At 69.0% G+C, this 25,969-nt stretch carries 14 protein-coding genes; 11 read left to right on the top strand and 3 right to left on the bottom strand.

Going from position 1 to position 25,969, the window contains the following annotated elements; genetic code table 11:
• Positions 1–166: 166 nt before the first annotated feature.
• The 6 genes from AC3WON_RS11100 to AC3WON_RS11075 all read left to right on the top strand — a co-directional run bounded on the left by AC3WON_RS11100 (position 167) and on the right by AC3WON_RS11075 (position 5,741).
• A complete protein-coding gene (locus AC3WON_RS11100; RefSeq protein WP_492321042.1) occupies positions 167–1,306 on the top strand; it encodes an acyl-CoA dehydrogenase family protein in 1,140 nt (379 codons plus the stop codon).
• 37 nt (positions 1,307–1,343) lie between these two features.
• Positions 1,344–2,531 carry a lipid-transfer protein gene (locus AC3WON_RS11095; protein WP_492351828.1) on the top strand — a complete coding sequence of 396 codons (1,188 nt, stop codon included), beginning with the start codon at positions 1,344–1,346 and terminating at the stop codon, positions 2,529–2,531.
• Positions 2,532–2,557: 26 nt separating this feature from the next.
• The gene (locus AC3WON_RS11090) at positions 2,558–2,998 is read left to right on the top strand and encodes a MaoC family dehydratase N-terminal domain-containing protein (protein WP_492321040.1); all 441 of its coding nucleotides are present in this window, start codon (positions 2,558–2,560) and stop codon (positions 2,996–2,998) included.
• Between the two features lie 14 nt (positions 2,999–3,012).
• Entirely contained in the window at positions 3,013–3,429 is a 417-nt protein-coding gene (locus AC3WON_RS11085) for a MaoC family dehydratase (RefSeq protein ID WP_492351827.1), read from the top strand.
• A gap of 40 nt (positions 3,430–3,469) precedes the next feature.
• The gene (locus AC3WON_RS11080) at positions 3,470–4,294 is read left to right on the top strand and encodes an SDR family NAD(P)-dependent oxidoreductase (RefSeq protein WP_010808912.1); all 825 of its coding nucleotides are present in this window, start codon (positions 3,470–3,472) and stop codon (positions 4,292–4,294) included.
• A gap of 298 nt (positions 4,295–4,592) precedes the next feature.
• The gene (locus AC3WON_RS11075; RefSeq protein ID WP_492351826.1) at positions 4,593–5,741 is read left to right on the top strand and encodes a porin; all 1,149 of its coding nucleotides are present in this window, start codon (positions 4,593–4,595) and stop codon (positions 5,739–5,741) included.
• A 51-nt stretch (positions 5,742–5,792) separates the two neighbouring features.
• On the opposite strand, the gene AC3WON_RS11070 is transcribed toward AC3WON_RS11075, so the two are convergent.
• Complete coding sequence (locus tag AC3WON_RS11070; RefSeq protein ID WP_492321036.1) at positions 5,793–6,668, bottom strand: pirin family protein; 876 nt, start codon at positions 6,666–6,668, stop codon at positions 5,793–5,795.
• Between the two features lie 140 nt (positions 6,669–6,808).
• Positions 6,809–7,387 (bottom strand): acyloxyacyl hydrolase, encoded by a 579-nt coding sequence (locus AC3WON_RS11065; RefSeq protein ID WP_492321035.1) that lies wholly within the window; start codon positions 7,385–7,387, stop codon positions 6,809–6,811.
• A 235-nt stretch (positions 7,388–7,622) separates the two neighbouring features.
• Between AC3WON_RS11065 and AC3WON_RS11060 the strand changes: the two genes are divergently transcribed.
• From AC3WON_RS11060 to AC3WON_RS11040, 5 genes are all read left to right on the top strand, one after another.
• Complete coding sequence (locus tag AC3WON_RS11060; protein WP_492351825.1) at positions 7,623–8,417, top strand: hypothetical protein; 795 nt, start codon at positions 7,623–7,625, stop codon at positions 8,415–8,417.
• The gene (locus AC3WON_RS11055) at positions 8,414–9,811 is read left to right on the top strand and encodes an MFS transporter (protein WP_492351824.1); all 1,398 of its coding nucleotides are present in this window, start codon (positions 8,414–8,416) and stop codon (positions 9,809–9,811) included. The genes AC3WON_RS11060 and AC3WON_RS11055 overlap by 4 nt, the downstream gene beginning before the upstream one ends.
• An 87-nt stretch (positions 9,812–9,898) precedes the next feature.
• Complete coding sequence (locus AC3WON_RS11050) at positions 9,899–10,927, top strand: TGS domain-containing protein (RefSeq protein ID WP_492351823.1); 1,029 nt, start codon at positions 9,899–9,901, stop codon at positions 10,925–10,927.
• Between the two features lie 111 nt (positions 10,928–11,038).
• Positions 11,039–11,326 carry a GYD domain-containing protein gene (locus tag AC3WON_RS11045; RefSeq protein WP_492321031.1) on the top strand — a complete coding sequence of 96 codons (288 nt, stop codon included), beginning with the start codon at positions 11,039–11,041 and terminating at the stop codon, positions 11,324–11,326.
• 400 nt (positions 11,327–11,726) lie between these two features.
• Complete coding sequence (locus tag AC3WON_RS11040) at positions 11,727–12,020, top strand: hypothetical protein (RefSeq protein WP_492351822.1); 294 nt, start codon at positions 11,727–11,729, stop codon at positions 12,018–12,020.
• 139 nt (positions 12,021–12,159) lie between these two features.
• Here AC3WON_RS11040 and AC3WON_RS11035 read toward each other — a convergent pair whose 3' ends face one another.
• Positions 12,160–25,827, bottom strand: a complete 13,668-nt coding sequence (locus AC3WON_RS11035; RefSeq protein WP_492351821.1) for a filamentous hemagglutinin family protein — start codon at positions 25,825–25,827, stop codon at positions 12,160–12,162.
• Between the last annotated feature and the right edge of the window lie 142 nt (positions 25,828–25,969).

The raw sequence follows: 25,969 nt of genomic DNA, 5'->3' as shown, positions 1-25,969 counted from the left end.
CCCCAACGCCGCGCAACCCATGCGCGGCACCCCCTCTTTGCTGTCTCCGGCCACCTGACGCGGGTGGTGTTCGCGGCCCCCTCCTCCCCGGTACCTTAGCGCCATACCAGTGGCCGCATACCTTGGCCGAGGCAACCTCCCGCAGACCGATATCCGGAGTCACCCAATGGAAATCAACCGCACCATCTATCGTGACGACCACGAGATGTTCCGTACCACCGTACGCCGCTTCCTGGAACGCGAATGCCTGCCCAGGCAAGCCGAATGGGACAAGGCCGGCAAGGTCGACCGCGAGACCTGGCTCAAGGCCGGCCGCGAAGGCCTGCTGTGCGTGACGCTGCCGACCGAGTACGGCGGCGGCGGCGGTGACTTCGGCCACTGCGCGGTGTTCGCCGAGGAATACGCCCGCGTCGGCCTGAGCGGCGTCGGCTTCGGCGTGCACTCGGACATCATCGCGCCATACATCGCCCGCCTCGGCAATGAAGAGCAGAAGCAACGCTGGCTGCCCAAGGTCTGCTCCGGCGAATACATCCTGGCCATCGGCATGACCGAGCCGGGCACCGGCAGCGACCTCAAGGCGATCCGCACCACCGCTACCCGCGACGGTGACGAATACGTGATCAACGGCAGCAAGACCTTCATCAGCAACGGGCTCAACGCCGACCTGATCATCATGGTCTGCAAGACCGACCCCGCCGCCGGCGCGCGCGGCGTCAGCCTGATCGTGGTGGAAGCCGACCGCGAAGGCTTCCGCCGCGGCCGCAAGCTGGACAAGGTCGGCCAGCACGCGCAGGACACCGCCGAGCTGTTCTTCGACAACGTGCGCGTGCCGGTGGCCAACCTGCTGGGCGAGGAAGGCAAGGGCTTTGCCTACCTGATGACCGAGCTGCCGCAGGAGCGGCTGTCGATCGCCGTCAGCGCCGCCGCCAAGCTGGAGGTCTGCCTGGAGCACACGCTGGCCTACGTCAAGGACCGCAAAGCCTTCAACCAGACCGTGTGGGACTTCCAGAACACCAAGTTCAAGCTGGCCGACATCAAGACGCAGGCCATCTCCGTGCGCCTGATGATCGACCACTACATCGGCGAGCACGTCCGCCGCCGGCTGACGCTGGAAGAAGCCGCCATCGCCAAGCTGCATTCGACCGAAGTGCTGGGCATCGCGCTGGATCAGATGGTGCAGTTGCACGGTGGCTACGGCTACATGATGGAGTACCCGGTGGCGCGCGCCTTTGCCGACATGCGCGTGACCCGCATCTACGGCGGCACCAGCGAAGTGATGCGCGAACTAATCGCCCGCAAGCTGTAAGCACCGCCCACCCACAGACATTCTTCGGAGCACACACATGACTCGCAAGGTATTCGTCGCCGGCGCCGGCATGATCCCGTTCAAGAAGCCGGGCAGCAGCGACACCTATGACGTGATGGGCGCAACGGCCGTGCGCCAGGCGCTGGAAGACGCCGGCCTCGGCTATGAGGACGTGCAGCAGGCCTACGCCGGCTACGTGTATGGCGATTCGACCTGCGGCCAGAAGGCGCTGTACCAGGTCGGCATGACCGGCATCCCCGTCATCAACGTGAACAACAACTGCGCCACCGGCTCGTCGGCGCTGTTCCTGGCGCGCCAGGCGGTGCAGAGCGGCGCGGTGGACTGCGCGCTCGCCGTCGGCTTCGAGTTCATGCAGCCCGGCGCGCTCAAGTCGCGCTGGGACGACCGCGCCCCAGCGCTGGAGCACGCCCTCAACCTGGTGGACGACCTCGTCGACCGCAAGGACCTGCCCAATGCCATCCGCCAGTTCTCCGGCGCCGGCAAGGCCCATATGGACAAATACGGCACCAGGCTGGAAACCTTCGCCAGGATTCGCGCCAAGGCCAGCCGCCACGCCGCCAACAACCCGCTGGCCGTGTTCCGCAACGTGCTGACCACCGAGGACGTGCTGGCCGCGCCGGCACTGTGGGAAGGCGTGCTGACGCGCCTGATGGCCTGCCCGCCGACCTGCGGCGCAGCCGCCGCCATCGTGGTGTCGGAGGAATTCGCCCGCAAGAAGGGCCTGAAGACCGACGTGCTGATCGCCGGCCAGGCGCTGACCACCGACCGCCCCAGCACCTACGACGCTCGCGACATGATCCGCGTGGTCGGCTTCGACATGACGCGCGAAGGCGCGCAGCAGGTGTATGAGCAGGCCGGTGTCGGCCCGCAGGACATCGACGTGATCGAGCTGCACGACTGCTTCGCGCAGAACGAGCTGCTGACCTATGAAGGCCTCGGCCTGTGCCCGGAAGGCGGCGCCGAGAAGCTGGTCAACGACGGCGACAACACCTATGGCGGCAAGTGGGTGGTCAACCCGTCGGGCGGCCTGCTGTCCAAGGGCCATCCGCTGGGCGCCACCGGCCTGGCGCAATGCTACGAGATGGTCCGGCAGCTGCGCGGCACCGCCGACCAGCGCCAGGTCGAAGGCGCACGCCTGGCCCTGACGCATAACCTCGGCCTGGGCGGCGCCTGCGTGGTCACGCTGTACCAGAAGCACGCCTGAGTACACACACACACAGGAGCCCATCCATGATCGACAAGAAACATATCGGCCGGGTGATTGCGGACTTCCGCACCTCCGCGCCGGCCAGCCAGCTGCGCTTTTTCGCCAAGGCCACCGGCCAGACCGATCCGGTCTATATCGACGAGGCCGCCGCGCGCGACGCCGGCCACCCGGGCCTGCCGCTGCCGCCGACCTTCCTGTTTTCGCTGGAACTGGTCAACCCGCCAACTGGCTGGCGCGACGAGCTCGGCATCAAGGTCGAGCGCATCCTGCACGGCGAGCAGTCCTTCACCTACCACCGCATGGCGTATGCCGGCGACACGTTGCACTTCAAGACCACCATCACCGACATCTACGACAAGAAGGGCGGCGCACTGGATTTCGTCGTGCGCGAGACGCGCGTGACCAACCAGAATGGCGAGCACGTGGCAGACCTGCGCGGCGTGCTGGTCCAACGCAACGGCTGAACCGGAGACATCGAATGAGCAACCTGAGCTTTGACCAGATCCAGGTCGGCGACACCCTGCCCCCGCTGACGCTGGAGCCGATCAACCGCACCACGCTGGCGCTGTTTGCCGGCGCCTCGAACGATCACAACGCCATCCACATCGACACCGACTTCGCCCGCAAGGCCGGCATGCCCGACGTGTTCGCGCACGGCATGTTGTCGATGGCCTACCTGGGCCGCCTGCTGACGCTGTGGGTGGACCAGCGCCAGCTGCGCCAGTTCGGCGTGCGCTTTGTCGGCATCACCCACCTGGGCCATCGCATCACCTGCACCGGCCGCGTGGTGGAGAAGCTGGAAGTCGACGGCGAGAAGCGCGTCAAGCTGGAAATCCAGACCGCCAACCAGTATGGCGAAAGCAAGATCCTCGGCGACGCCGTCGTCGCACTGTAAATCTCAATCGAGCGCAACGTCGCACACAAAGGAGTCAAGCATGGGAGCACTTGAAGGCAAGGTGGCACTGGTCACCGGTTCGGGCCGCGGCATCGGCAACGCCATCGCCATGCGTCTGGCACGCGAAGGCGCGCGCCTGGTCATCAATGACCTGGACGCCGAGCCGGCGCAACAGACCGTCGAGGAACTGAAGGCAATGGGCGTTGAAGCCGTAGCCTGCGTGGGCAATGTGTCCGCACCGGACTTTGCCGACCGCTTCATCAACACCGCGATGAGCAACTTCAAGAGCATCGACATCATCGTCAACAACGCCGGCTTTACCTGGGACGACGTGGTGCAGAAGATGAGCGACGAGCAGTGGTACGCCATCCTGGACTGCCACATGACCGCGCCGTTCCGCATCCTGCGCGCCGCTTATCCGCACATCAAGGCACTGGCCGCCGCCGACAAGGAAGCCGGCCGCGAGGTGTACCGCAAGATCGTCAATATCTCGTCGACCTCGGGCCTGAACGGCAATGCCGGCCAGATCAACTACTCCGGCGCCAAGGCCGGCGTGATCGGCATGACCCGCGCCATGGCGCGCGAGTGGGGCCGCTTCAACGTCAACGTGAATGCGGTGGCGTTCGGGCTGATCCACACCCGCATGACCTCGGCCGACGCCAAGGCCGGCGCCACGGTCAATATCGAAGGCCGTGAAATCCGCGTCGGGCTGAATCCCGAGATGCTGAAGTCGCACGCCCAGCGCAATCCGCTTGGCCGCGGGGGCACCCCGGAAGAAGCCGCGGGCGGCGTGTACCTGTTCTGCTCGCCGGATTCCAACTACATCACCGGCCAGGTGATCGCGGTCGCCGGCAACGTGCAGTAAATCCAGCCGCACCGGAACGGGGGCTCGCATTGGCGAGCCCCCGTTTTCTTTTGTGCTTCGCGGGCAGCGTGCCTGCGCCGCGCCTCGCTTGAACGCGTCCCGCTTTCATGCTGAAACGCATTCCAAGTCAATAGGGGCTCTCCTCCTGCCATCAACCGTGCGGCATTGCAACACCCGGCCCCCGATTCACTCCTTTTAGGAGGGGGCCTGACACCACGCGCAAAGGTCTAATGGAACAGAGCCGGGCGTAGCAACCGGCCAGCGCCTTCCATAAAAAACCGACAGGAGACGACTTAGCATGAAGAAATCGATAATCACGCTGGCTGTACTGGGCGCGGCTGCAGGCAGCGCCAATGCACAGTCCGGCGTGACGCTGTATGGGGTCATCGACGGATCGATCGAGTATGTCAACCGCGTGGCCGCATCCGCCGCCACGCCCACGCAGGGCGGCAAGCGCATCGGCATGCCGCAGATCGGCGGCCTGTCCGCCTCGCGCTGGGGCCTGCGCGGCGTGGAAGACCTTGGCGCCGGCAACCAGGCGCTGTTCGTGCTGGAAAGCGGCTTCCAGTGGGACAGCGGCAACCTGCAGAGCGCGCCGCTGTTCAATCGCCAGTCCTATGTCGGGCTGCAGAACAAGAGCATCGGCAAGCTGACCTTCGGGCGCCAGTACACGTCGTTCTTCGACGGCATGGCCAACTTCGCGCCGATGCGCTTTGCCGCCACCTATGAGCCGGGCATCTGGTGGATGGGCCTGAACTACCGCGAAGACAACATGGTCAAGTACACCGGCCAGTTCGGTCCGCTGCAGGCGGCGGCGCACTTCTCGTTCGGCGCCGGCGTGGCGGTGCAGAATGCCGCCATCCTGCTGGCCAACGGCGGCGCGGGCGAGGTGCCGGGGCACTTCAGCGACAACATCGCCTATGGCGGCTCGCTGATGTACCTGAACAGCAGCGGCTTCGGCGCCTCGATCGGTGCCGACGTCTGGCGCCCTGCCGCGGTCACCGGCCAGCCCGGGACCATGACCAAGCTGGGCGCGGCGGCGCTGTATAACACCGGCCCATTCAAGTTCACGCTCGGTTACCGCTACAACAAGGCAGAGTTCGCCAGCGGCGACACGCTGCTGCGCGACGACTACTGGTGGGCCGGCGTCAATTACCAGGCCACGCCCGCGCTGGGCCTGTCGCTGGCCTACTACTACGCCGACGTGAAGGGCGCGCGCGCCACCGCCACGGCCGCCGAAACCAACCCGTCCAACCTGCAGCAGGTCAGCTTCATCGCCGACTATAACTTCAGCAAGCGCACCGACGTGTACCTGTCGGCCGGCTATGCGCGCAACGGCGGCCTGAGCTTCGACGGCGCGGCCACCGCCTTTGCCTTCAGGTACCCGACCATGGCCGGGCAAAAGAGCATGGTGGGCGTGACCGTGGGGATCCGGCAGATCTTCTGATGCCGGAACGGGGCGAGCCGCAAGGCTCCCCCCCGTTGCTGCAGCAGGCGCCTAGCGGCCGCCCGCCGCGATGCTGCCGAAGTGGCCGCTGCTGAAGTCGCGGAAGGCATCGGCGATCTGCTCTTCAGTGTTCATCACGAACGGGCCATGGCCGACGATCGGCTCGTCGATCGGCTCGCCGCTGAGCAGCAGCACCACCGCGTCGGTGCTGGCTTCGATGTTCACATCCTCGCCGGCACCGTCCAGCACCACCATCTCGGCATCCCGCACCGTCGCCTCCGCGTTGACGGTGATCTTGCCGCGCAGCACCACCAGCGCGGTATGCCAGCCCTCCGGCAGCGCCAGCCGCGTGCTGGCCCCCTGGTTCAGGCGCATATCCCACACATGCATCGGCGTGAAGGTGCGCGCCGGACCGGCCTTGCCCGCGTACTCGCCGGCGATCACGCGCGCCGTGCCGGCGCCATCGGGCATCGGCACCACCGGGATATCGCGGTCGACGATGGCCTGGTAGCCGGGCGTGGTCATCTTGTCGCGCGCCGGCAGGTTGACCCACAGCTGCACCATTTCCAGCGCGCCGCCGCTTTGCGTAAAGGCCGGCGAGTGGAATTCCTCATGCAGGATGCCGGCGCCCGCCGTCATCCACTGCACGTCGCCGGGACCGATCACGCCGCCCTGCCCGGTCGAGTCGCGATGCGCGACCTCGCCCTTGTAGACGATGGTCACGGTCTCGAAACCGCGGTGCGGATGCTGGCCAACCCCGCGCGGGCGCTGCGTCGGCGTGAAATCGGCCGGCCCGGCGTAGTCCAGCAGCAGAAACGGGCTCAGCTGCTTGCCGTGGCTCATGTAAGAAAACATCGAGCGCACCGGAAAGCCATCGCCGACCCAGTGCTGACGCGGTGCGCTGTAGACACCCAGAATGCGCTTCATGTCTGATCTCCGAGTATGCCGACCGATAGTGGCAGGCAATGATCCATGGAGCAATGATAGGTGGCGCAGACGATGCGCGGTAGGCGGTGGGATTGCGATGCAGTGTCCTGCGGCTGGAACGATGCCCGGCCGCCCCCCCGTCAGAAGCGGTAGCGCACGTAGCCCATGCTGAAGTTGGTGCCGGGATTGGGGTGCTTGATGCCGGCATTGGACAGGTGCTGGAAGCGGTAGCCGATGGCGAGCCGCTGCGCCTTGCCGAAGGCAATGCCCACGCCAACCATGTCGGAAAACTGGAAAGCCGAGCCCATGCGATGGCCGTCGGCGATCTCGGTATGGCTGAGCACGCGCAAACCCACTGAGGCTTCAACAAACGGCGTCGCGTATTCGCCCGCATAGCTGAGCCGGAAGATCGGTGACACGCCGAACTCCGTCAACTGGCTCGACGGCCGGGACGACAGCGCCCGCCAGTTCGCGACATTGACCTCGCCGTCCAGGGACAGCGCAAGGCGGCTGGACCACTGCCACTGCACGATATCGTCCCAGCGCGCGGCCACTTCGTATTTTTCAACACCGTGGCGGTTGTCGCGGCCATAGCCGCCCTGCATCGAGAAAGTTGCCGCGTCGGCTGCGGCCGGCAGCGCGCACAGCCAGGCCGCAAAGGGAACGGCGGCAGCAAGGTGCGCCAGCCGGCTTGATGAGATTGCCTTCTTCACTGACATCCGCGGATTTCGGGCAGCGTCGGCGTGTATCGCGGCGCTGCCACTTTGTTCTGATCACGGCGCTCGAAGATAGCAGCCCTTCAGATTTGCGGAAGCCTGCCAGAAGCAAACACAGTGTTCCAATGCCGGAACAATGCGCAGTCACGGCTAAAGAATTGGCAAAGCCACGCACAATTGTCGAAACTTGGTAGTACGCGGCGGTCACAGGGCCGCCCACCAGCGGAAGGAAGCCATCATGCGCGCCTGCCGACAAGCCCGCCCTGCCGCCAAAGCCGCCGCAGTCTGGCTGCTGGTGGCGGCCATGGCCACCGCGGCCTGGCTGCTGCCGCGCCTCGCGCAGCCGCCGCAATACCATCGTTATGCCGACCCTTACGTCTGCTTCGGCGCGCCCCACTGCCTCGACATCGGCTCCAATCTGCTGTTCCTGCTCGCGGGCGCGGCCGGCCTGCGCTATCTGGGCACCACGGCCGCCAGCCGCGCCTTTATCGCGCCAGCGGAGGCCTGGCCTTACCGGCTGCTTTTCTTCGCCGTCTTCCTGGTGGGCCTGGGCTCCGCCTATTACCACCTTGCACCGGACAACCAGCGGCTGGTATGGGACAGGGCCCCGCTTGCGTTCGCGCTGATGTGCTGGCTGGGCGCCAATGTGTGCGAGCGGGTCAGCCTCAGGGCCGGCTTGCGGCTGCTGCCGCTGCTGCTGATCGCGGGGCCGGCCAGCGTCGGCTACTGGGCCTGGAGCGAAACCCGCGGCATCGGCGACCTGCGTCCTTACCTGCTGGTTCAGGCATGGGCCATGCTGGTGGTGCCGCTGCTGCTCTGCCTCTATGCGCCGCGCTACACTGGCGACCGGGAGGTGCTGGCCATCACCGGCTGCTATGTGCTGGCCCTGGCTTGCGATGTGCTGGACCACCAGGTCGCCGCGCTCACCGGGCTGGTCAGCGGGCACACGCTCAAGCACGTGTTCGCGGCACTGGCCGTCTATGGCGTCCTGCTTCGGCTGAAGCGGCGCCGCATCGTGGAGGAAGGAACATGACCGTGCCCCAACCGGGTAGCCACGCTCGCGCGCCCCGCATGCCCTCTGCCCTGGGCGTCGATGTACGGCCACGCGAAGTGTGGGCATGGGCCATGTACGACTTTGCCAACTCCGGCTACACCACGGTGGTCATCACCGCGCTGTTCAATGCCTACTTCGTCGCCGTGGTGGCCGGCAATGCGCCCTGGGCCACGCTGGCGTGGACCGCGGCGCTTTCGCTCTCCTATGCGCTGGTGGTGCTCAGCGCGCCGCTGGTCGGTGCCTACGCCGACCTGCGCGCAGCCAAGAAGCCGCTGCTTGCGGTGACGACGGCGGGTTGCGTGGTGTTCACCGCCCTGCTCTATTTTGCGCAGCCCGGCACCCTTGGCCTGGCCATCCTGTGCGTGGTCCTGTCCAACTTCTTCTTCGGCAGCGGCGAAAACCTGATCGCGGCCTTCCTGCCGTCGCTCTCCACCTCCCGCGCCCTGGGCAGGGTATCGGGATGGGGCTGGAGCCTTGGCTATATCGGTGGCCTGGTCACGCTGGGCGCATGCCTGCTCTATGTCAACTGGGCCAGCGCACGCGGCCACGTCGCCAGCCAGTTCGTTCCCGTCACCATGCTGATCACGGCGGCCATCTTTGCCCTGGCGAGCCTGCCGACCTTCCTGCTGCTGCGCGACCGCGGCGCGCCACGGATCGCTGCGTCCGCGCCGGCTGGCGAACCGGTCCGCGGCACGGCCTGGGCCAGGGTATGGCAACGCCTGGGCCAGCTGCGCCAGTTCAGGGACCTGCGCCGCTTCCTGCTGTGCACCCTGTTCTACCAGGCCGGCATCCAGGCGGTGATCACGCTGACCGCAATCTACGCCAACCAGGCCATGGGCTTCACCATGCAGCAGACCCTGATCCTGGTGCTGGTGGTCAACCTGACGGCGGCGGCCGGCGCCTTCCTGTTCGGCCCGGTGCAGGACCGCATCGGACACGTGCGCGCCATTGCCCTGACGCTGCTGGGCTGGATCCTGACCATCCTGCTGGCGCACGCCGCGCGCGAAGCGCCGCTGTTCTGGCTTGCCGCCAACGTGGCCGGCCTGTGCCTGGGCGCCGCCCAGTCCGCGGGACGGGCCATGGTGGGGCTGCTGGCCCCGCCCTCGCGCGCGGCCGAGTTCTTCGGTCTGTGGGGCCTGGCGGTCAAGCTGGCCTCGATCGCCGGGCCGCTGACCTATGGCATGGCAAGCTGGCTGACGGGCGGCGATCACCGGCAGGCGCTGCTGGTCACCGGCAGCTACTTCGTGGTCGGGCTGGGCCTGCTGTGCGGGGTCAACACCGTGCGGGGCCGGCGGACTGCCTTGCGCGCCGAGCGCATGGTCAGGCTCGAGACCGGGTACGGCGCCGCCACTGCCAGCCCTGCTTGCCATTAGCAGCGCGGATGATAGGCTAATGAAACTGCCCTTTGGCGATTGGATCGCCCTTTCGGCTTCCGGACGCTGAAACTCTGGCGACAGCCCATGCCAGCAAACCTCACCCCAGAGTACAAGCAGGCCGAACAAGCCTATCGGCAGGCACGCCAGCCGCGCGAGCAGCTCGAATGCCTGAAGGAAATGCTCCGTGTCATCCCGAAACACAAAGGGACGGAGCATCTGCAGGCCGATATCAAGTCGCGGATCAGGGAACTCACCCAGGCATCTGCGGGCCACGGGAAGGGCGCGCACAGAGGGCCGGCACATGCGGTGCATCCCGAAGGCGCGGCCCAGCTCTGCCTGATCGGCCCGCCCGGCGCGGGAAAATCCAGCCTGCACGCGAGGCTGACAGGATCGGGCAGCGGGGCCGGGCCCTACCCCCACTCTACGCAGGTGCCGGTCCCCGCCATGTTGCCGCTCGACGACATTGCTTTTCAGCTGGTGGATCTGCCACCGGTATCCGTCGACTTCATGCAACCCGGGCTCACTGACATGTTGCGCGCGACAGACGGCGTACTGCTGGTGGTCGACCTGAGCGCGCCAGACTGTACAGAACAGTTGGCATTGATTCTGCGGCGGCTCGCCGAGGCGAAGATCATCCTGTCGGAGCGCTGGCCGGGTCAGGCCGACAGCCCTGGGACGACGGCGGAACCGGTGGCTGACCCGTTCAGTGTTCACCTCCCCGCGCTGCTGCTGGCCAACAAGACTGATCTCGCCAACCCGGAAGACGCGGCCGTGCTCGAAGACCTGCTCGGTGTACGCTTTCCGGCGCTCGCAACCTCGGCAACCGACGGGCGCGGACTGGCCGCGGTCGGTCCGTTCCTTTTCAAGGCCCTGGGGATCGTGCGTGTCTACACCAAGGCACCCGGGAAACCCGTCGACCAGCGTCGGCCTTTTACGATGCGCCGCGGCGACACCGTGCTCGATGTCGCCTTGCGCGTGCACCCCGATCTCGCGCGTACATTCAAGTTCGCCCGCATCTGGGGCAGTGGCAAGTTCAGCGGCCAGCAGGTGGGCGCCGATCATCCGGTAGCCGATCATGACGTGGTGGAACTGCATTCGCAGGCGCATGGCTGACCAAAGCCATGGCGCGAGCGCCGATGGCATAGACTGAAAGACCTGCGGCCGGTTGTTCCCGCATGACTGCCGTGCCGGTTTGTGGAGCAATTTCTTGCACGGAGGTATGCCATGACTACATACGTCATCCTCAGCCGTCTCGCTCCTGATGCGTTCACGGATCCCAGGGACATGAAGCAGCTCGCCGCCACGGTGGCCGAGAAAATCAAGGCCGAATGCCCTGCCGTCACCTGGAAGGACAGCTATCTGACACTCGGGCGCTTTGACGTGGTGGACATTGTCGAGACGGACGACCTGAAGCAGCTCGAGCGTGCGGCGTTGATCATCCGCGGCTATGGACACGCCGCGACCGAGACGCTGCAAGCAACGCCGTGGGACGAGTTCATCGCGGCCCTGTAGCGCCGATCGACGGACCAGGCCGCGCACGCGGCGGCGCAGCCAGATTCAGGTTGACCTGACCGTCGGCTACCCTATACTGAAAGTGCTGACTGAGACACGCTTGAGTAAAGCGAAGGTAGGTCGGCGAAACGATCATGTTTCCTGGCTGATCTGCCAGATGAAGCGTGATCGTGCAGGCGACATATGCCTGCAAGTCCGAACCGGATCATAAGTTGCTGACCCGGTTCGGACGCACCCCGATTGAAGCGCTGGGCACCTGCAGAAGGTGCTCTTTTTATTGGTGGCATGGGGCGATGTTGACCACTCGCCTCGCGTGCGCCGCCATCGAGCGATCGGGTAATGCAAAAGTGGACGGATCGGATCAGAGCCGTACCTGATCCGAACTGAAACAAGGAGTCGCATGCGCGCCCGCTCACGCCCTCCGAACGCCGGCTACCGCTGGCTCTGGCAGCTGTCTGCCGCCGGCTGGGGGCACTGCGGCCTGGCCTATGTCAGCGGCGCGCTGCTTGCACCGCGCTGGTGGCCCGCAAGGGAGGCCATGCCCCTGCGGGACCGGTATTCTTCGCGGCGCACGGCGCTGCTGCTGTACACCTTTGCCTATCGTGGCGGTGGGGCACCCGCCAGCGCCATGCCACCGCGCGATGGCTTTACCTGGCGATACCAGTGCTGGTCCCAAGGGGTTGGGGTGGCCTGATGCCGGAAGCCAGCCACGCGCTTGTCGCCGGCACCGACGATGGCCCATGAGCGGACAAAAAAAATGAGGAGGCTTGCCTTGGCTCATGCCGAGCCCAGGCAAGCCTCCCCAAAGCGCTCCCTCGATCGTCAGGGCGCCATCAGCGCTGCAGGTTGCTGCGCTCGGTCGGCGTCAACTGGCTCAACTGCGCCTCGCTCAACGCCATCTGCCCCAATACCTGCACCGGCCCCTTCGGATCGTAGCTGGCCGGCGCCGCGCTCGCGCCTTCGCGCGGGCGCGGCGTGCCTTCGGCCGGCTCGGTGCCGGTGCCCAGCACCCGCACCGTAAACACCGACGGCAGTGCCTGGCGCGCCGCAGCCCGGTCGCGCTGCACCGCGTCCTGCGCGGCGCTGGCTGCCTGAGAGGCGGCGGCGCTGGCATTGGTCAGGGCGCCGACGTTGACCGCCGCCACCACCGGGATGCCGGTCGACTTGCCCTGCACCTGGATGTTCTCGGCATTGACCACCCGCAGCGCGGCCAGGTTGACGTTGCCCGATACCCGGATGCCGGCCTCGCCCGCGTCGATGGTGCCCAGCGGTGCGATCAGGTCGATGTCGCCGGGCGGAACCTCGGCAATCGGGTTGAGCGTGGCGATGCCAGCGCCGGTGTTCGGCGTGGTCGGCGACAGCGTGACCAGGCCCATCTCGTCGTACACGCGGCGCTGCGGCGTGTAGACCACGGTGGACTTGGAGCCGCGCCCGGCGTTGATGTCGCCCTGCGCCGACCAGCCCAGGATATTGCCGCCGAAGGTGGTGAAGATGCGGCTCTGGCCCAGCAGGATGCTGTCCTTCGCGTACATCTGCACCTCGCCCGCGCCCTGGGTCAGCATCCCCGAGCCCTCGCCCGGAACGAAGCCGCCGTCCACGCCGACCAGGGTGCGCCCGCCCGGCGTCAGCACGCTGATGTCGCCGCCGAAGTTGGTGTGGATGCCGGCGTCGAGCACATCGTAGAAGGGCACCTCGTAGCTTGGGCTGCCCGCGGCCACCCACTCGGCCTTGGTCAGGTACTTCACGCCCGCCCTGGGACGGGTGGTGAAAATGCCGTCCTGGCTGGTGATGCCGCTCATGTAGTACCGCGCGCTGCTGAACATGGTCAGGTCGCCCCGGTAGTCGCGCTTCTCGCCCTGCTGGTCCTGGCCGGGAATCAGCGTGGCGATGGCCTCGCGGCCGCGCAGGTAGCTGCCGGCGCGCGGGCCGCCGGCATCGTTGTATTCACGGCCCGATGCCTTGAGCTCGGCGAAGTACACGTTGCGCAGGTAGGCGCGCTGCTGCTCGGGCGGCAGGGCCGCAAGGAACTGACGCGCATCCATGGTGGCCGGGTCGAAATGCACACCCAGGCCATTGCTGCCGCCGAAGCGGTCGGTCAGCCAGTTGACCAGATACAGCTGGCTGGCCAGCCCGAACTCGCGCGTCAGATCGCGGTTGGCCGCGCTCTCGCCGCTGGACAGCGCCCCTTGCCGCGCCTGGTCCAGCGTGGCCTGCCGGGCGGCCAGGAAGGCCGGCGCGCCGGCCTCGTTACCGTCATAGCCAAACTCCGTGCGCAGCCAGTCGGCCAGCGTCAGCTTGCCGCCGTAGATGGTCACCGCCTTGCCCGGCTGCCCGGCCAGCGCGCGGCCGGCGTCGGCCTGGTTGGCCGGGTCCAGGTAGCGCGCGGCGAAAGCCTGGAAGCCGAGGCCGTCGAGGCCCCTGGCGCCCACCCCGGCGGCCACAGCGATGCCGGCGCCGCTGGAACGGTCGCCCGGCGTCACATTGGCCACCGCGCCGAGGCTCTTGAGCTCGCCCTTGTCGGCCAGGTAAAGATCGCGCCCGGCGGTCACTTCCAGCAGGCCGGATCCGGCCACGTAGAAACTGCCGCCGCGGACATCGCGGCCGGCCGAGACCACCGAGACATCGTCCGCGTTGTTGTGCACTATCAGGTTGCCGCGCGCGCTGCCGGCCGAGATCCGGGTGGGCCGCAGCGGCGCGTCAGGCTCGCCGCTGTAGAACATACCGAACCAGCCCAGCGCCTCTTCCGGCGCCAGCTCGAAGCTGCCCAGGGGCGTGCCGGCATTGACGATATCGCGCCCGGCGCGGATCGCCACCGGGCCGCTGCCCTCGTACCAGGTTTCGTGGCTGCCCGGCGCGCCATTCAAATTGCCGCGGTAGACGATGGTGCCGGTGCGCAGCCCGACGATATCGCCGTCGCTCGCATAGAAGCGCGCGGGCGGCTGGCCGACGCGTGCGTAGCCGGATGCCGTCGGCGGGGTGAGGCTGAACAGCGGGTAGAGCTGCCCGCTCTCCAACGCCTTCACGAACATCAGGCTGGGCGCCAGCGCCTGCGGGTCGAGGTTGCCGACATTGTGCGCCCCGAACCAGGCCTTGCCCACGACGCCGACAAAGGCCGGGTTGAACGGGCTGGGCAATGCGGTGGGATCGGCGCCGGACTGCGTCACCGCATAGCCGGCGGCATAGATGGAATCGCCCGCCAGCAGTTCGAGCGCGCCGGTGCCCTGCACGGCGAAGCGCGGGCTCACCGGCGACGGCGCCAGCACCAGCCCGAGCGGAGACTGGTCCGGGCGGCCGTTGTTCAACCGGCCCGAACTCGCGTTGCCGTAGTAGAGGCTGCCGCTGGGCGCCGCCGCGCGCAGGATAGCCGGCATCACGAAGCGCCCGTCGGTGGCGCTGTGGTTGCTGCGCGTGCGCTGGTCCATCCAGGCCATCGATGGCGTCAGGTTGCCGCCCGCGCTGAACAGGTCGATGGCGGTTGCCGGCGTCCACAGCGAGAACCAGCTCCAGCCTTCGCCATCGTGGGCGGTGCCGCTGAGCGTGAAGGGGGTGCCGTTGTGGAACTGTGGCACGCGGCCGGGATCGCCCACGCCGCCGAGCGCCAGGTCGCCGCGCGCGTCGATGCGCACGCCGGCGTCGCCCGGCACCAGCACCGGCCCGCCGCCCGCGATCGCCGAGGTCGCGACATAAGGCTGGTAGGCGCGCGACTCCATCGGATCGGCACGGTCGTAGCGCAACTCGATGCCGCCCACCGCGCCGGCTTCGAGGCGCATCGCCCCGCGCAGGTTGACAAAGGTGCTGTTCAGGTCCAGCCGCGGGTTCTGGAAGCGGGTCTCGGGCCGGATTTCGCCACCGGAATCGGGCTGGGCGCGGACTTCCGCCACCGGGTTCAGGCCGCCGCCGATGCGGATGTCCAGGTCGCCGCCGCCGGTCAGCGTCAGCTGGCTGCCATCTGCCGAAACGCGGCCGGTGCTGGCCACGGCCAGGTTCAGGCCCTGGCTGCGCGACAGGAAGCCGGCGCCATTGCCCATGCGCGACTCCAGCATGCCGGCATTGCCGCCGGCTTCCAGCACGAGGTTGCCGCCGCCGAGTGTGCCGATGCCGGTGAAGCCCACCAGGAACGGCGCGGTGCCATGCAGCCCACTGGGGTCCGGAATCGCCTCCACATAGCTGCCGAAGTTGATCCACCACGCCGTGGGCACGCCCTCGCCCGCCGCCGCAGCGCTGCCGGTACCCTGGCGCCACAGCCATCCGCCCACGGCGGAGTTGTCGAAGTTGCCGCGCATCACGCCCAGCGCATCGTCCATGCGTTGCGAACCGGGCTTGGTGCCGATCACATCGCCGCGCACGTCCCCCTGGGCCCGCACCAGCACGTTGCCGCCATGCTCGGGATACCAGGCCCGGTAGAGGCTCTGGCTGCCGCCGTCGATAAAGGGTTCGAGGAAGCCGCCGTGGGCGCCCAGCAGCGTGCCCCCGTAGCCGACCGCGCGGCGCTGGTTGTAGGCGGCGTCGACGCCTGTGGCCTGGGTGCCGGCGGTATAGACGCCGAACGGCGAAGTCATGGTGAAGTCGCCGGCGGCGAGCAGGTCCAGGTCGCCGGTGCCGGTGCGCAGCACGCTGAACAGCTGCTGGCGCGCGGGCGTCATCTTGTCGTCGTATTCGGGCGGCGTGCCGTCGGCCACCTTGACCACGAGCACCCCCATTCCCGCGTTGTTAAATTCGGCCACCGACGCCTCGCCGCCCCAGTCGTCGAGGTTGATCGGCGTGCCCGCGGGCTCGCCAAAAAAGGGTTCGGCGTCCGGCCCCCAGACGTACTGGCCCGGCAAGCCGGTGCCCGGCCTGAGGACCCGTTCCGGCCCGGGGCCGTAGTGCGTATCGGCCAGCAGGATCTGCCCGCGCGTGCTGCGAGGCAGCAGCGCGCGCGTATCGGCCGCCGCCGTGTCGGCGCCGCCCACCAGCCGCATCGACCACGATTGCGAGCCCTCGGCCAGCATCGGCGCCAGCGCCCAGGTGCGGCCCTGGTTGCCGCTGGCATCGGCGGGGCGCAGCAGCACGCTCTGGGCATCGCCCGGCAGTTTCACCACGGTTTCGCTGGGGATCATCGCGCCCTTGCGCAGCGGCAGGTCGCCCGCCAGCACCACGCCGTTGACGGGAATCCAGCCGCCCATATCGTTCACGGCGCCGTCGGGGAACGGCAGCGGCACACCGGCCGGCCAGGTCATTGCGGCCACCCTGGCCGCGCCCGGCAGGCGGTTGCCAGCGTCGAGCTGCATGCCATTCGTGAGCGTGAGCGCCGCGGACAATACCGTGCCGGCGGCGTGGATCACATTGCCCGCCGCATCGCGGATGGCGCCGCCCAGCACCGTGCCGGCCGGCAGCAGCAGGTCCGCCGTGAGCGTGGCGCGCGTGGCCAGCTCGGTGCCGGCGCGCAGGCTCATGGCCTGCATCGGCAAGGCGTAGTTGAGTGCGCGGCCGGGATTGAAGAAGGTGCCGTCGGCAAGCGTGACGGTGCCGTCGACCGGCACCACCACGTCGCCGCCCCAGGGCACGCGGCCCTTGAGCAGCATCCAGCCCTGGTCGTCCGGCGTGACCGGCAGCGCCGCGCCGTCGAAGCCGTCCGACACGCTGCCGAAGACCTTGAGGTCGCCGCCGGCGCGCAGCACCAGCGCGCCCGCCTCGCCCGAGCCGCGCGCGGCGCCTTGTTGCGTATGCGGATTGATGCTGGCGTAGCGGAAGCCCGACAGGTCGATATCGCCGTCAAGATGCAGGTCGCCGTCCGGCGTGGCGCTGACGATCTCGACGCCGGGGCGCAGATGGAAGGCGTCCGCGTAGCGGCGCAGGCCGGCCAGCCTGCGGCCCATCAGGTCGCCGTTGGCCAGCGCGTGGGCCATGAAGCCGACGCTGTCGTCGTGCTTCTCGTTCAGGTAGGCCTGGGTGACGGACTGGTAGCCGCGTCCGTCGGCGGTGCCGCCGGTGACCAGCGGCGCATCGTTGTAGGTATGGAAGGCGTTGACCGTGACCGCGCGCGCGCCGTCGATCCGCACCGTGCCGGCCGCGTCGATGTCGATATCGTTGCCGGTAGCGCCGCCCAGGCGGCGCGCGCTCAGCTCCACCGTGCCCAGCGACTGCGCCGCGCCGTCGGTGCCGGCACGCACATCCATGCGCGCGCCGTCTGCCAGCAGCAGCCGCCCGTGGCCGGCGTTGATGTCGATCACGGCGCGGTTGGGCGCCTCGATCAGCTTGCCGTAGCTGTCCACGCGCAGCACGCGGCCGTGCGCGTCGAGCAGCGCCGCGCCACCGATGGTGACGCCGTCGCGCGCGGCCAGGCGGATGCTGCCGACCTGCTCGCCGCCGGCGTCGACCGTGCCGTTCACCACCAGGCTGCCGCCGTCCACCGAGATGCTGATCTCGCGCGCCTTCAGCTCGTCGCCCACCGTCAGGTCGCCCTGCTTGAGCTGGAAGCTGCGGCTGCCGTGCACCTTGCCCTCGTTCAGGCGCTGGTTGAGCCCGGCGAAGTCGGCGATATGCTGGCCGCGGATATCGGCGCCGCCGGCCGCGAACGGCACCAGCGTGCCGCCGGCATCGTAGTGGCCCGTGCTGGCGCCCGCGATGGCGCCTTGCAGGTCCACCGTGCCGGCGCCGCTGCCCACCGCCACGGCGGTGAGCTTGCCGGCGCGGTTCTCCTGCGCGGACAGGTCGATGCGCGAGCCCGCCGCCTGGCGGATATCGCCGGCCCGGCTTTCCAGCACCACGTCGCCGCCCCAGCTGTACTTGCTGACATCGAAGAAATCGATCCTGCGTCCGGCGAGGTCGAGCTGCGCGCGCTCGCCAAGCAGCACGTCGCCCGTGGCCGACAGCGTGAGCTTGCCGCTGGGCAGCGCCACCGCCGTGTCCAGCGCCACGCTGCGCCCCTCGAGCGCCACCTCGGCGCCCAGCGCCGCCGCCAGTTCCTGGCTGGACAGCGGCGCCGCGGCCGCGCCGGCCGGCGCTGCGACACGGATATCCCCGCCCGCGCGAAGCTTGCTGACCGAGCCGGCCTGGCCGGTCAGGAGCGGCGTGCTGACCTGCAGGTTGCCGCCGCTGTACTGGTAGCCATTGGTGGCCGCATCCCATGCGCCGCGCGCCTGGTAGACCGAGAGCGAGCCCTTCTGGTTGGCCGTGATGCGGTCGCTGGCATTGAGCTCCACCTGGCCGAAGCCGAGCACCAGCCGGTCCATGTCATGGATGGTATCGGGCCGCGAGCCCGGACCGTAGCCGAATTCGATCCGGCGGGCGTCGATGGCAAGACGCCCGCTGCCGGTGCCGGCACCGCCGGCTGCGACCTGGCCTGGCGCGCTATTGGCGCCGTTCCAGACCAGCACGTCGGTGCGGATGCGCGCCTGCGCATCGGCATCGCCCAGGCCATAGATGGCCGGCGAGGTCAGCACCAGCCGCTCCAGCGAGGACTTGCCCGTGGCCGCATCGATGGTGGACAGCTCGATCGAATCGTAGAAGTTGACGGCATCGCGCGCGGTCAGCACCAGGTTTTCCAGCGCCGGCGCGCCCGTGCTGGTGTCGCCGCGCAGCAGCCGGTCCAGCACGCCCTGGTTGAGCGTGAGCCCGGGCGCGAGGGCATTGCGCGCCGCCACCGCGGCCAGCGAGGCCTCGCTGCCGACATTGATGCCGCCAACCGCCAGCGTCAGATTGCGCGTGCCATAGCGCGCCGTGTCGCGCAAGTCGAAGCTCTGGTCGGTGACGGCGGCGATGGTGCCTTCGGAGTACAACTGCGTGGTGCCGTTGCACACGGCTCCGGGCTTGCAGGCGCCGATGTCGATGCGGCCCGGGCCACGGTCCGGATCGTTGGAGGCCGTGGGCGCCAGCACGTCCAGCCAGCCGTTGGATACCGCCAGCACCGAAACCAGCCCGGGCTCGTACACATAGCCATTGGTGGAATCCCAGGCTGCCTTGCCCTGGCCCAGCGTATTGATGCCCGCCCCCTGCTCGATGACGATGCCGCCGTGCTTGTTGCTGGTGACCAGGAACACCTCGCCCGCCCTGAGCACCGCGCCTTCGCGCAGCATGATGTTCCTGCTGTTGCTGGAGAAGACCGCAACGTTGTCGCGCTGCGTGCTGCCGGTGGCGCTGACGGCCACCGCGGGCAGGCCGCCGATGCCCAGGCGGTTCGCGCCGATGGCGTTGAGGTCGTCCGCGCGCAGCGAAATCAGGCTCATCAGGCCGGTGCCGGCCACCGGGGTGGGCGCGGCGCCCGCGGCCAGGATCTCGTAGTTGCCGCTGTCGCTCAGGACCACCGCGCTGCCGCCGTGGCCGCCCTGCGGCGTGCCGTAGTCGGTCGAGCCAGCGAAGCGCAGCGGCGGCGCGTCGCCAAGCTTGCCCTTCGACGTATCGGGAATGAAGTCCAGCCTGAGCGTCTTGGCGTCGCGCTCCAGCATGCTGCGCGGCACGCCGTCGCGCTCGGCCCGGGCCAGGCCGAAATCGGCGTAGCTCATCTCGTTGTATTGCGAATACCGGCGCAGCACATCGGCGGACGTCACCAGCGCCTGTGTCGGCAGGGCGTCGCGGATGCCGGTGTTGACCGTGCCGAGTTGCGCGCCGGTGGCATACGAGCCATTGCGCAGGGCCAACGCCTGGCCTGGCGGCACGGCCTTGCTGCCGATGCCGTTGAGCTCGACGCGGAACGCGCCCGGCAACAGGGCGAAGGTCGAGGGCAGCAGGGTATAAGTGCCGGCGGGCAGGCCCGGCACGCCCGCGCCGATGGTGATCTGCCGGCCGATGGCCGGATCGCTGGCGCCCTTCTCCACCACGATCGGCGCATAGCCTGCCTGCACCCCCGGCACGATGGCATAGACCGGATTGGTGGCCAGCCCCGGCAGCGTGAAGCCGCCCTTGCGCGACACCTGCGCCAGCGGATGCAGGCGCGCGTCGGTGGAGCCGCCCCGGCCCGCCAGGAAGGCGGCGCCCTTGAGCTCGCCGCCGCCGCGCAGGTCGAGCAGCGCATCCTTCTGCACGTCGATGGCGTGGCCCGACAGCACGATGGCTGGCCCCGTGCCCACGCGCTCGAACTCCGCATCCGTGCCGTTGTGCATATAGCTCAGGCCGTCGAGCGAGCCGCCGTATGGCATCACCAGCCCGTTGGCGCTGACCGAGGTCACGCTGCCCGGCAGCAGGTTGACCTGGCCGGTTTCCTCGCCATGCAGCTTGGATCCCACAGAGACGGTGCCCAGCGGGGCCCGCAGCACGCCGCCCTGGTTGACCGTGGGGCCGGCGAGGATCAGGCTGCCGAACACCGAATACGGCATCGCGGGCAGCGCCTCGCCCACGCGCTCGATGGTCAGGCTGCGGGCGGGGTCGAAGCCGCGCGCCGGATTGCCCCATTGATCGATGGTGTTGCGCAGGCCGGCCACGACCTTGCCGCTGTCGTGCATGGCCGGGTAGATCTGCGAGGCAGCGAGCGTCAGGTCACCCGGCTGGTACAGCACCGCGGCGCCGGACAGGCGGATATCCGAGGCGCTGCGCAGCGTCATCCGGTCGAACGCCTCGCGCTCCACCTTGAGCGGGTCGCCGGCGTTGCGGATGATCTCGCCGCGCGCGCCGATGCCGAGCTCGCCCACCAGGTCGAGAAACTGCGCATCCGCGATCAAGCTGGAGCCCTCGGCCACCAGCGGCACGCCCAGCGTGCCGGCGGCCGCGCCCGCATTCTTCGAGCCGCGCACCGGGTTGGGCATGATGGTGTTGTCCGCCTGCCTGCGCGTATCGCCAGCCAGCCGCATATAGGGCGCCGCCAGGCTGACGTGCGTGGCGGGCGCGGCCGGGTCCGCCAGGCCGATGGCGCTGGCGGTCAGGCGCAGGCTCTGGCCCATGGCCAGGTTCACATCGCCCTCGAAGCTGATCAGGCCGTTGGCCAGCAGCGCAAGGTTGTCGAAGCCGCCGGCCTGGATGCGGTCCACGCCGATGCGGGCGGTGCCATAGCGCAGCGCGCCGTCGCGCATGCCGGGCCGCAGCCCGGCGGCGAGTCCGCTCTCGCCCTGCACTTGCGCCAGCACCAGCTCGCGCGGCACGCGCACCTCGTCATCTGCCGCCGGGCCCTTCAGGGTGTTGCGGTCCACGTTCAGGTAGACCGGCGTTTCCAGGTTCAGCGCCAGCGTGCCGCCGGCGGCGCCCTGCGCGCCCGCGGCCGCGCGCACATCGCCTTCCAGGTACAGCCCGCGCATCGAGCCGGCCGCGATCACGCCGCCGTTGCCGGCTATCCTGGCCGCGCCCATACCCGGCACGTCCAGCACCGCCATCGCGCCGGACGCGTCGAGCCGCGCGCCCGGGCGCACGATCACAAAGGCATCGGCGGCATCGACCTCGCGCGCGCCTTCGACATGGCGCGCGCCGATTTCGATGGTGCCGCCATCGGCAACCACGCCGTAAGTGCGGCCTTGCGTGTCGCGCGCGGTGACGGCGCGGCCCGCCACATCGAGCGCGGCGCCGCTGCCGATCCAGATCGACTTGGTATCGGGCTGGCCGCTCGGCGCCGCGGTGTCGGGGGTGGCGCCGAGCGCGGTCTGCAGCACGGCGATCTTGCCGCCCCATGCATTGAGCGTGCCGTCGATGGTGATCTGGCCATTGCCGCGCAGGGTCAGCGCGCGGCCCGGGTCCACCGTCACGGTGGCGCCCCGCCCAACCACCACCGGAGCCTGGCCGTACACGTTGCCGCCGGTCAGCACCAGGTCGGCGCCACGCCGCTGGGTCAGCACGGCGTTCCCGGCATCTTCCTCCCAGAGCGGCGGCAGCTCGCGCCACAGCGCCTGTTCCGGCGCGGCCCCGGTGGGTACCGCGTGGGCGCTGGCCTGGTCGTGGCGCAGTACCGGCATGTTCACGTCGATGCTGGCGCCTGCCGCGACCTGTGCGCCTTGCTGGCCGGCCACCTCGTAGCGGCCGAAGCCGGTCTGGAACAGGCTGGCGTCGAGCACCAGCAGCGGCTTGACCGCGACCTCGGCGGACAGCACCACGCCGGCGGGCAGGCGGTCCCCCGCGGCCAGCACGCGGTCCTTGCCGAACGGCGTGCCGGCCTTGATGGTGGTGCTGAATTCCGCCACCGGCATGCCATCCGGAAACACGGTTGCGGGCACGACATAGCCTGGCGCCATATCGCTCTGCGTGCGCGTCAGCACCGTGCCCGCGGGCACCGTCATGCCCGATGAATACCAGCGTCCAGACTCGTCGTAGACCACGAACGGGTTCCAGTTGACGCCCTGCGGCACCACCCAGTCCGCCCCCAGCCTGAGCGTGCGCTCGGCCGTGATCTGGATCGTCCCCGGCGCCATGTCGCCGGGCGCGGCGACATCCGACGCATAGGTATAGTCGACCGGCAGCACCGTGCCTGCCGCGATGGTGAAGGCTTGATCCAGGGTCAGGTGCACCGGCACCGACTCGCCCGCCTTCAGCCGCCCGGCCTCGGCCAGCAGGCCGCCGCCGATGGCCACGCCCAGGCCCGAATCGAGGGTCAGCGTGCCGCCGCCGCGCACGCCGTAGCCGCGCAGCTCGCCGTCCATGCGCAGGGTGCCTGAGCCGTTGCCGTCAATGTCATACTGGTTGGAGCGCAGCGCGATATTGCCGCCGCGCCCGCCTTGCAGCGAGCCGTTGGCCATCAGCGCGGCGCCCGAGGACACGTCCAGCACGCTGCCGCTGCCAAGCAGGACATCGCCCGAACTGCTGAGCGCGATGGTGCCGCCGTTGACATAGGGCAGCCCGCCGATATCGCCCGCGTCCTGCCTGAGGTTGGTCCACAGCCCGCGCGCATCCAGCATCACGCCCGGCGCCACCGTCACCACCGCCTGCCCCGCCGTGGTCGCGGCGATGGGCATGTCGAGCCAGTTGAGCGTGCTGCTCGGCCCCGTCCTGCTGACGATATCGCCCAGCGCAATGGTGCCGCCGCGCGCGGCCAGGCCGGCCTTCACCTCGACCCGGGGCGCGTGCAGTGCCAGCGTGCCGCCCGGCGCCACCGACAGCGGCGCATCGACCGCGATGCCCTCGCCGGCGAAGACCCTGAACGCGCCCAGCCCGAGCCCGTTCAGCCAGCCGGCATCCAGGCGGACCTTGCCGACCAGGTCTTCGGGCAACGCATCGTCAGCCGCGAGCCCCTGCGCGATGCGCTGCACCGCGCCGATATCGACCTGTCCCGCCACCGCCGACGGGTTCTCGCGCAGCATGCCGGTGCCAGTGTCGAACACCGGCACCAGCTTGCCCAGCACCAGCTCCCCGGCCAGCGGCGCGGCCAACTGCGACTGCCGGTAGCCATCGAGGCCGGCGTCGCGCGCTTCGCCCTGGCGCGGCCCCTGGTACACCGTGGCCTGGATATCGCCCTCCAGCACCGCCGTGCCGGTGCCGACCAGCACGCGCCCGGCGTCGCGGCCCACGCTATAGCCGTTCTCCAGCCGCTGCTGCGGCGCGATCAGCGGGTTGTAGAACTGTTCGGTGGCGCTCTTGCCCCAGCGCTTGTGCTCGTTCTCGTAGCCGCGGTACAGGCCCTGGTAGCGGATGTCCGCCGGCGCCGTGGCCAGGTTGTAGAGCTGCCCGTCGGCGCCGCGCAGCCAGCTCTGGCGGATCGTGCCGGTCTGCACGTTGAGCGAGCCGCCCGAGATATTGATGGCCGAACCGGCCTGCGTCACCAGTTCGCCGCCATCGAACCGCACGGTTCCGCCCAGCGCCGCCCATTCGCCGATGCCGTGGCCGCTGGTGTTCAGGTAGCCGCTCACCTCCAGCAGGCCGCCGCCGGTGTACCAGCGGTCGGTGGTGTAGCCGTTGGTGCCCGCCGGCACGCGCACCAGATAGCGGCGGTCGACCCACATGGTGTTGTTGTTGAGGGTCTTGGAGTCGCGGTTGCCGGGCGCGTCGCGCTGCTCGTTGCCCTGGACGTTGATCTCGACGTTATTCGATTCCATCGCCACGTTGACGCCCACTGCACCAGCCACGTCGAGGATGGCGCGGTCGGCCAGCAGCGTGCGGCGCGCGGCCGCCACGCTGACCTGGCCGCCGGTGGCCAGCGCCAGCGAGTCGGCCTCGAACAGCACGTCGCCGGCCGAGGCAATCTGCACCAGCGACTGGTCGCGCCGGTTGTAGCCGCCGTCGCTGACATTGGCGGACTCGCGCAGCAACGCGTCGCGCTGCACGTCGAGCGCGGTGGCGTTGCTGTCATCGAGCAGGATGGCGCTGACACTGCCCGGCGCCAGCACCACCTGGCTCTTCGTGTCGCCTTCGGCGCGCAGGTGCAGCGTGCCGCGCGTGTTGACCGAGGTGCTGGACAGCAGCACGCCCTTTTGCTCGACGACATGGCCCTTGAGCGTGATGTCGCCGGTGGCGGCCTGGATCAGGCCGCTGTTGCTGACGCGCCCGGCCTCGCTGCCGGGCAGGCGCAGCACGTCGACCTCGTTGCCGCGCGTGCTTGAATTCTGGTTGCTGTCGGTCCCGAGCCCGCGCCGGATCACGAAGCTGTCGCCCGCGGCCAGCACGGTCTGCCCGGCCGGGGTCACGATGGTGCCGCGGTTGTGCGCCTCGCGGCCGGCCAGCAGCACGTAGCCGCCGCCTTCGGTGACGGTCTGCGGCTTGCGCGTCTCGATGCGCGCGCCCGCCTCCACCACCACGTCGGCAGTGGCATTGCCATGGGTCACCGCGGTGCTCGACACCGCCAGGTCGTTGGCCAGCGTGGGCACATGGCCGTTGCCCTTGGCCTCGCTGTAGAGGCCCTTGTCGAACTGCGCGTTGGTCATGCCGGCGGCGGCCGCGACCAGGTTGCGGGTGTTGACCTGGCTGGTGCCGGTGAAGACGATGCCGTTGCGGTTGACGATCATCACCGTGCCGTCGGCCTTGATCTGCCCCTGGATCTTGCTGGGCCGCGCCTGCGGATCGTTGACGCGGTTGAGCACGGCCCAGTCGGGGCGCTGCTGGAACTCCACCGTGGTATTGCGGCCCACGTTGAAGGTTTCCCAGTTCAGGATGGCGCGCTCGCCGGTCTGCTCGATGGTGACGTGGGTCTTGCCGTCCACCACCGCCGCGCTTGGCTTGTTCGCATTGATCCAGCCGGCGGTAAGGCTGTTGGTGTCGGCCTTGAGGCCGCCTTCGGCCAGGCCATCGGGCACCGATGGCTCCCGCGCCGCGGCCTGCCGCGCCGCTTCCTGCGCGGCCTGCATGGCGGCAATGCCCTGCGCGGCCTGGCCCAGGTTCTGGATCGAGCGCTGCAGCTGCTCATTGGCGCGCTGCTGCTGCGCCTGCGGGCTGGTCAGCGCCGCCGCGGGGGTGCCGTTGGGCAGGCGGCCGGTGGCGGCCGCGCTGTCCTGCATCATGTTCTTCTGCGCCATCCAGGCGCGGCTGAACGGTGGCGCGGCATGCGCACTGGCCAGCATGCCTCCCGCCGCCACCAGCAAGGCCACGGCCCGGGCCAGCGGCCTCGCCTCCGGTACGGCCAGCCTGAACCTGGCCTTGTGCCGCGCAAGCATGGTCCTGTCGTCAACGCGCATCTGCATGGTGCCCTCAATCCCGTCAAGCAAGTTGGCGGACCAGTGCACGCTTCGGAACGATGCGGCCCGGTCCTGTCGTCATTGCCACCGGCGGCGCCTGCCGCCGGTGCTCCTGGGATCTAGACTTTTTGGCGCGCCCGAATCGGCA

The organism is Cupriavidus sp. FW305-46 (genome assembly GCF_058787075.1).
This window is presented reverse-complemented; position numbering and strand designations above follow the sequence as displayed.

Excerpts from the sequence above, each read along its gene's own strand:
- AC3WON_RS11100 (WP_492321042.1), top strand. The coding sequence starts at position 167 with ATGGAAATCAACCGCACCATCTATCGTGACGACCACGAGATGTTCCGT.
- AC3WON_RS11095 (WP_492351828.1), top strand. The coding sequence starts at position 1,344 with ATGACTCGCAAGGTATTCGTCGCCGGCGCCGGCATGATCCCGTTCAAG.
- AC3WON_RS11090 (WP_492321040.1), top strand. The coding sequence starts at position 2,558 with ATGATCGACAAGAAACATATCGGCCGGGTGATTGCGGACTTCCGCACC.
- AC3WON_RS11085 (WP_492351827.1), top strand. The coding sequence starts at position 3,013 with ATGAGCAACCTGAGCTTTGACCAGATCCAGGTCGGCGACACCCTGCCC.
- AC3WON_RS11080 (WP_010808912.1), top strand. The coding sequence starts at position 3,470 with ATGGGAGCACTTGAAGGCAAGGTGGCACTGGTCACCGGTTCGGGCCGC.
- AC3WON_RS11075 (WP_492351826.1), top strand. The coding sequence starts at position 4,593 with ATGAAGAAATCGATAATCACGCTGGCTGTACTGGGCGCGGCTGCAGGC.
- AC3WON_RS11070 (WP_492321036.1), bottom strand. The coding sequence starts at position 6,668 with ATGAAGCGCATTCTGGGTGTCTACAGCGCACCGCGTCAGCACTGGGTC.
- AC3WON_RS11065 (WP_492321035.1), bottom strand. The coding sequence starts at position 7,387 with ATGTCAGTGAAGAAGGCAATCTCATCAAGCCGGCTGGCGCACCTTGCT.
- AC3WON_RS11060 (WP_492351825.1), top strand. The coding sequence starts at position 7,623 with ATGCGCGCCTGCCGACAAGCCCGCCCTGCCGCCAAAGCCGCCGCAGTC.
- AC3WON_RS11055 (WP_492351824.1), top strand. The coding sequence starts at position 8,414 with ATGACCGTGCCCCAACCGGGTAGCCACGCTCGCGCGCCCCGCATGCCC.
- AC3WON_RS11050 (WP_492351823.1), top strand. The coding sequence starts at position 9,899 with ATGCCAGCAAACCTCACCCCAGAGTACAAGCAGGCCGAACAAGCCTAT.
- AC3WON_RS11045 (WP_492321031.1), top strand. The coding sequence starts at position 11,039 with ATGACTACATACGTCATCCTCAGCCGTCTCGCTCCTGATGCGTTCACG.
- AC3WON_RS11040 (WP_492351822.1), top strand. The coding sequence starts at position 11,727 with ATGCGCGCCCGCTCACGCCCTCCGAACGCCGGCTACCGCTGGCTCTGG.
- AC3WON_RS11035 (WP_492351821.1), bottom strand. The coding sequence starts at position 25,827 with ATGCAGATGCGCGTTGACGACAGGACCATGCTTGCGCGGCACAAGGCC.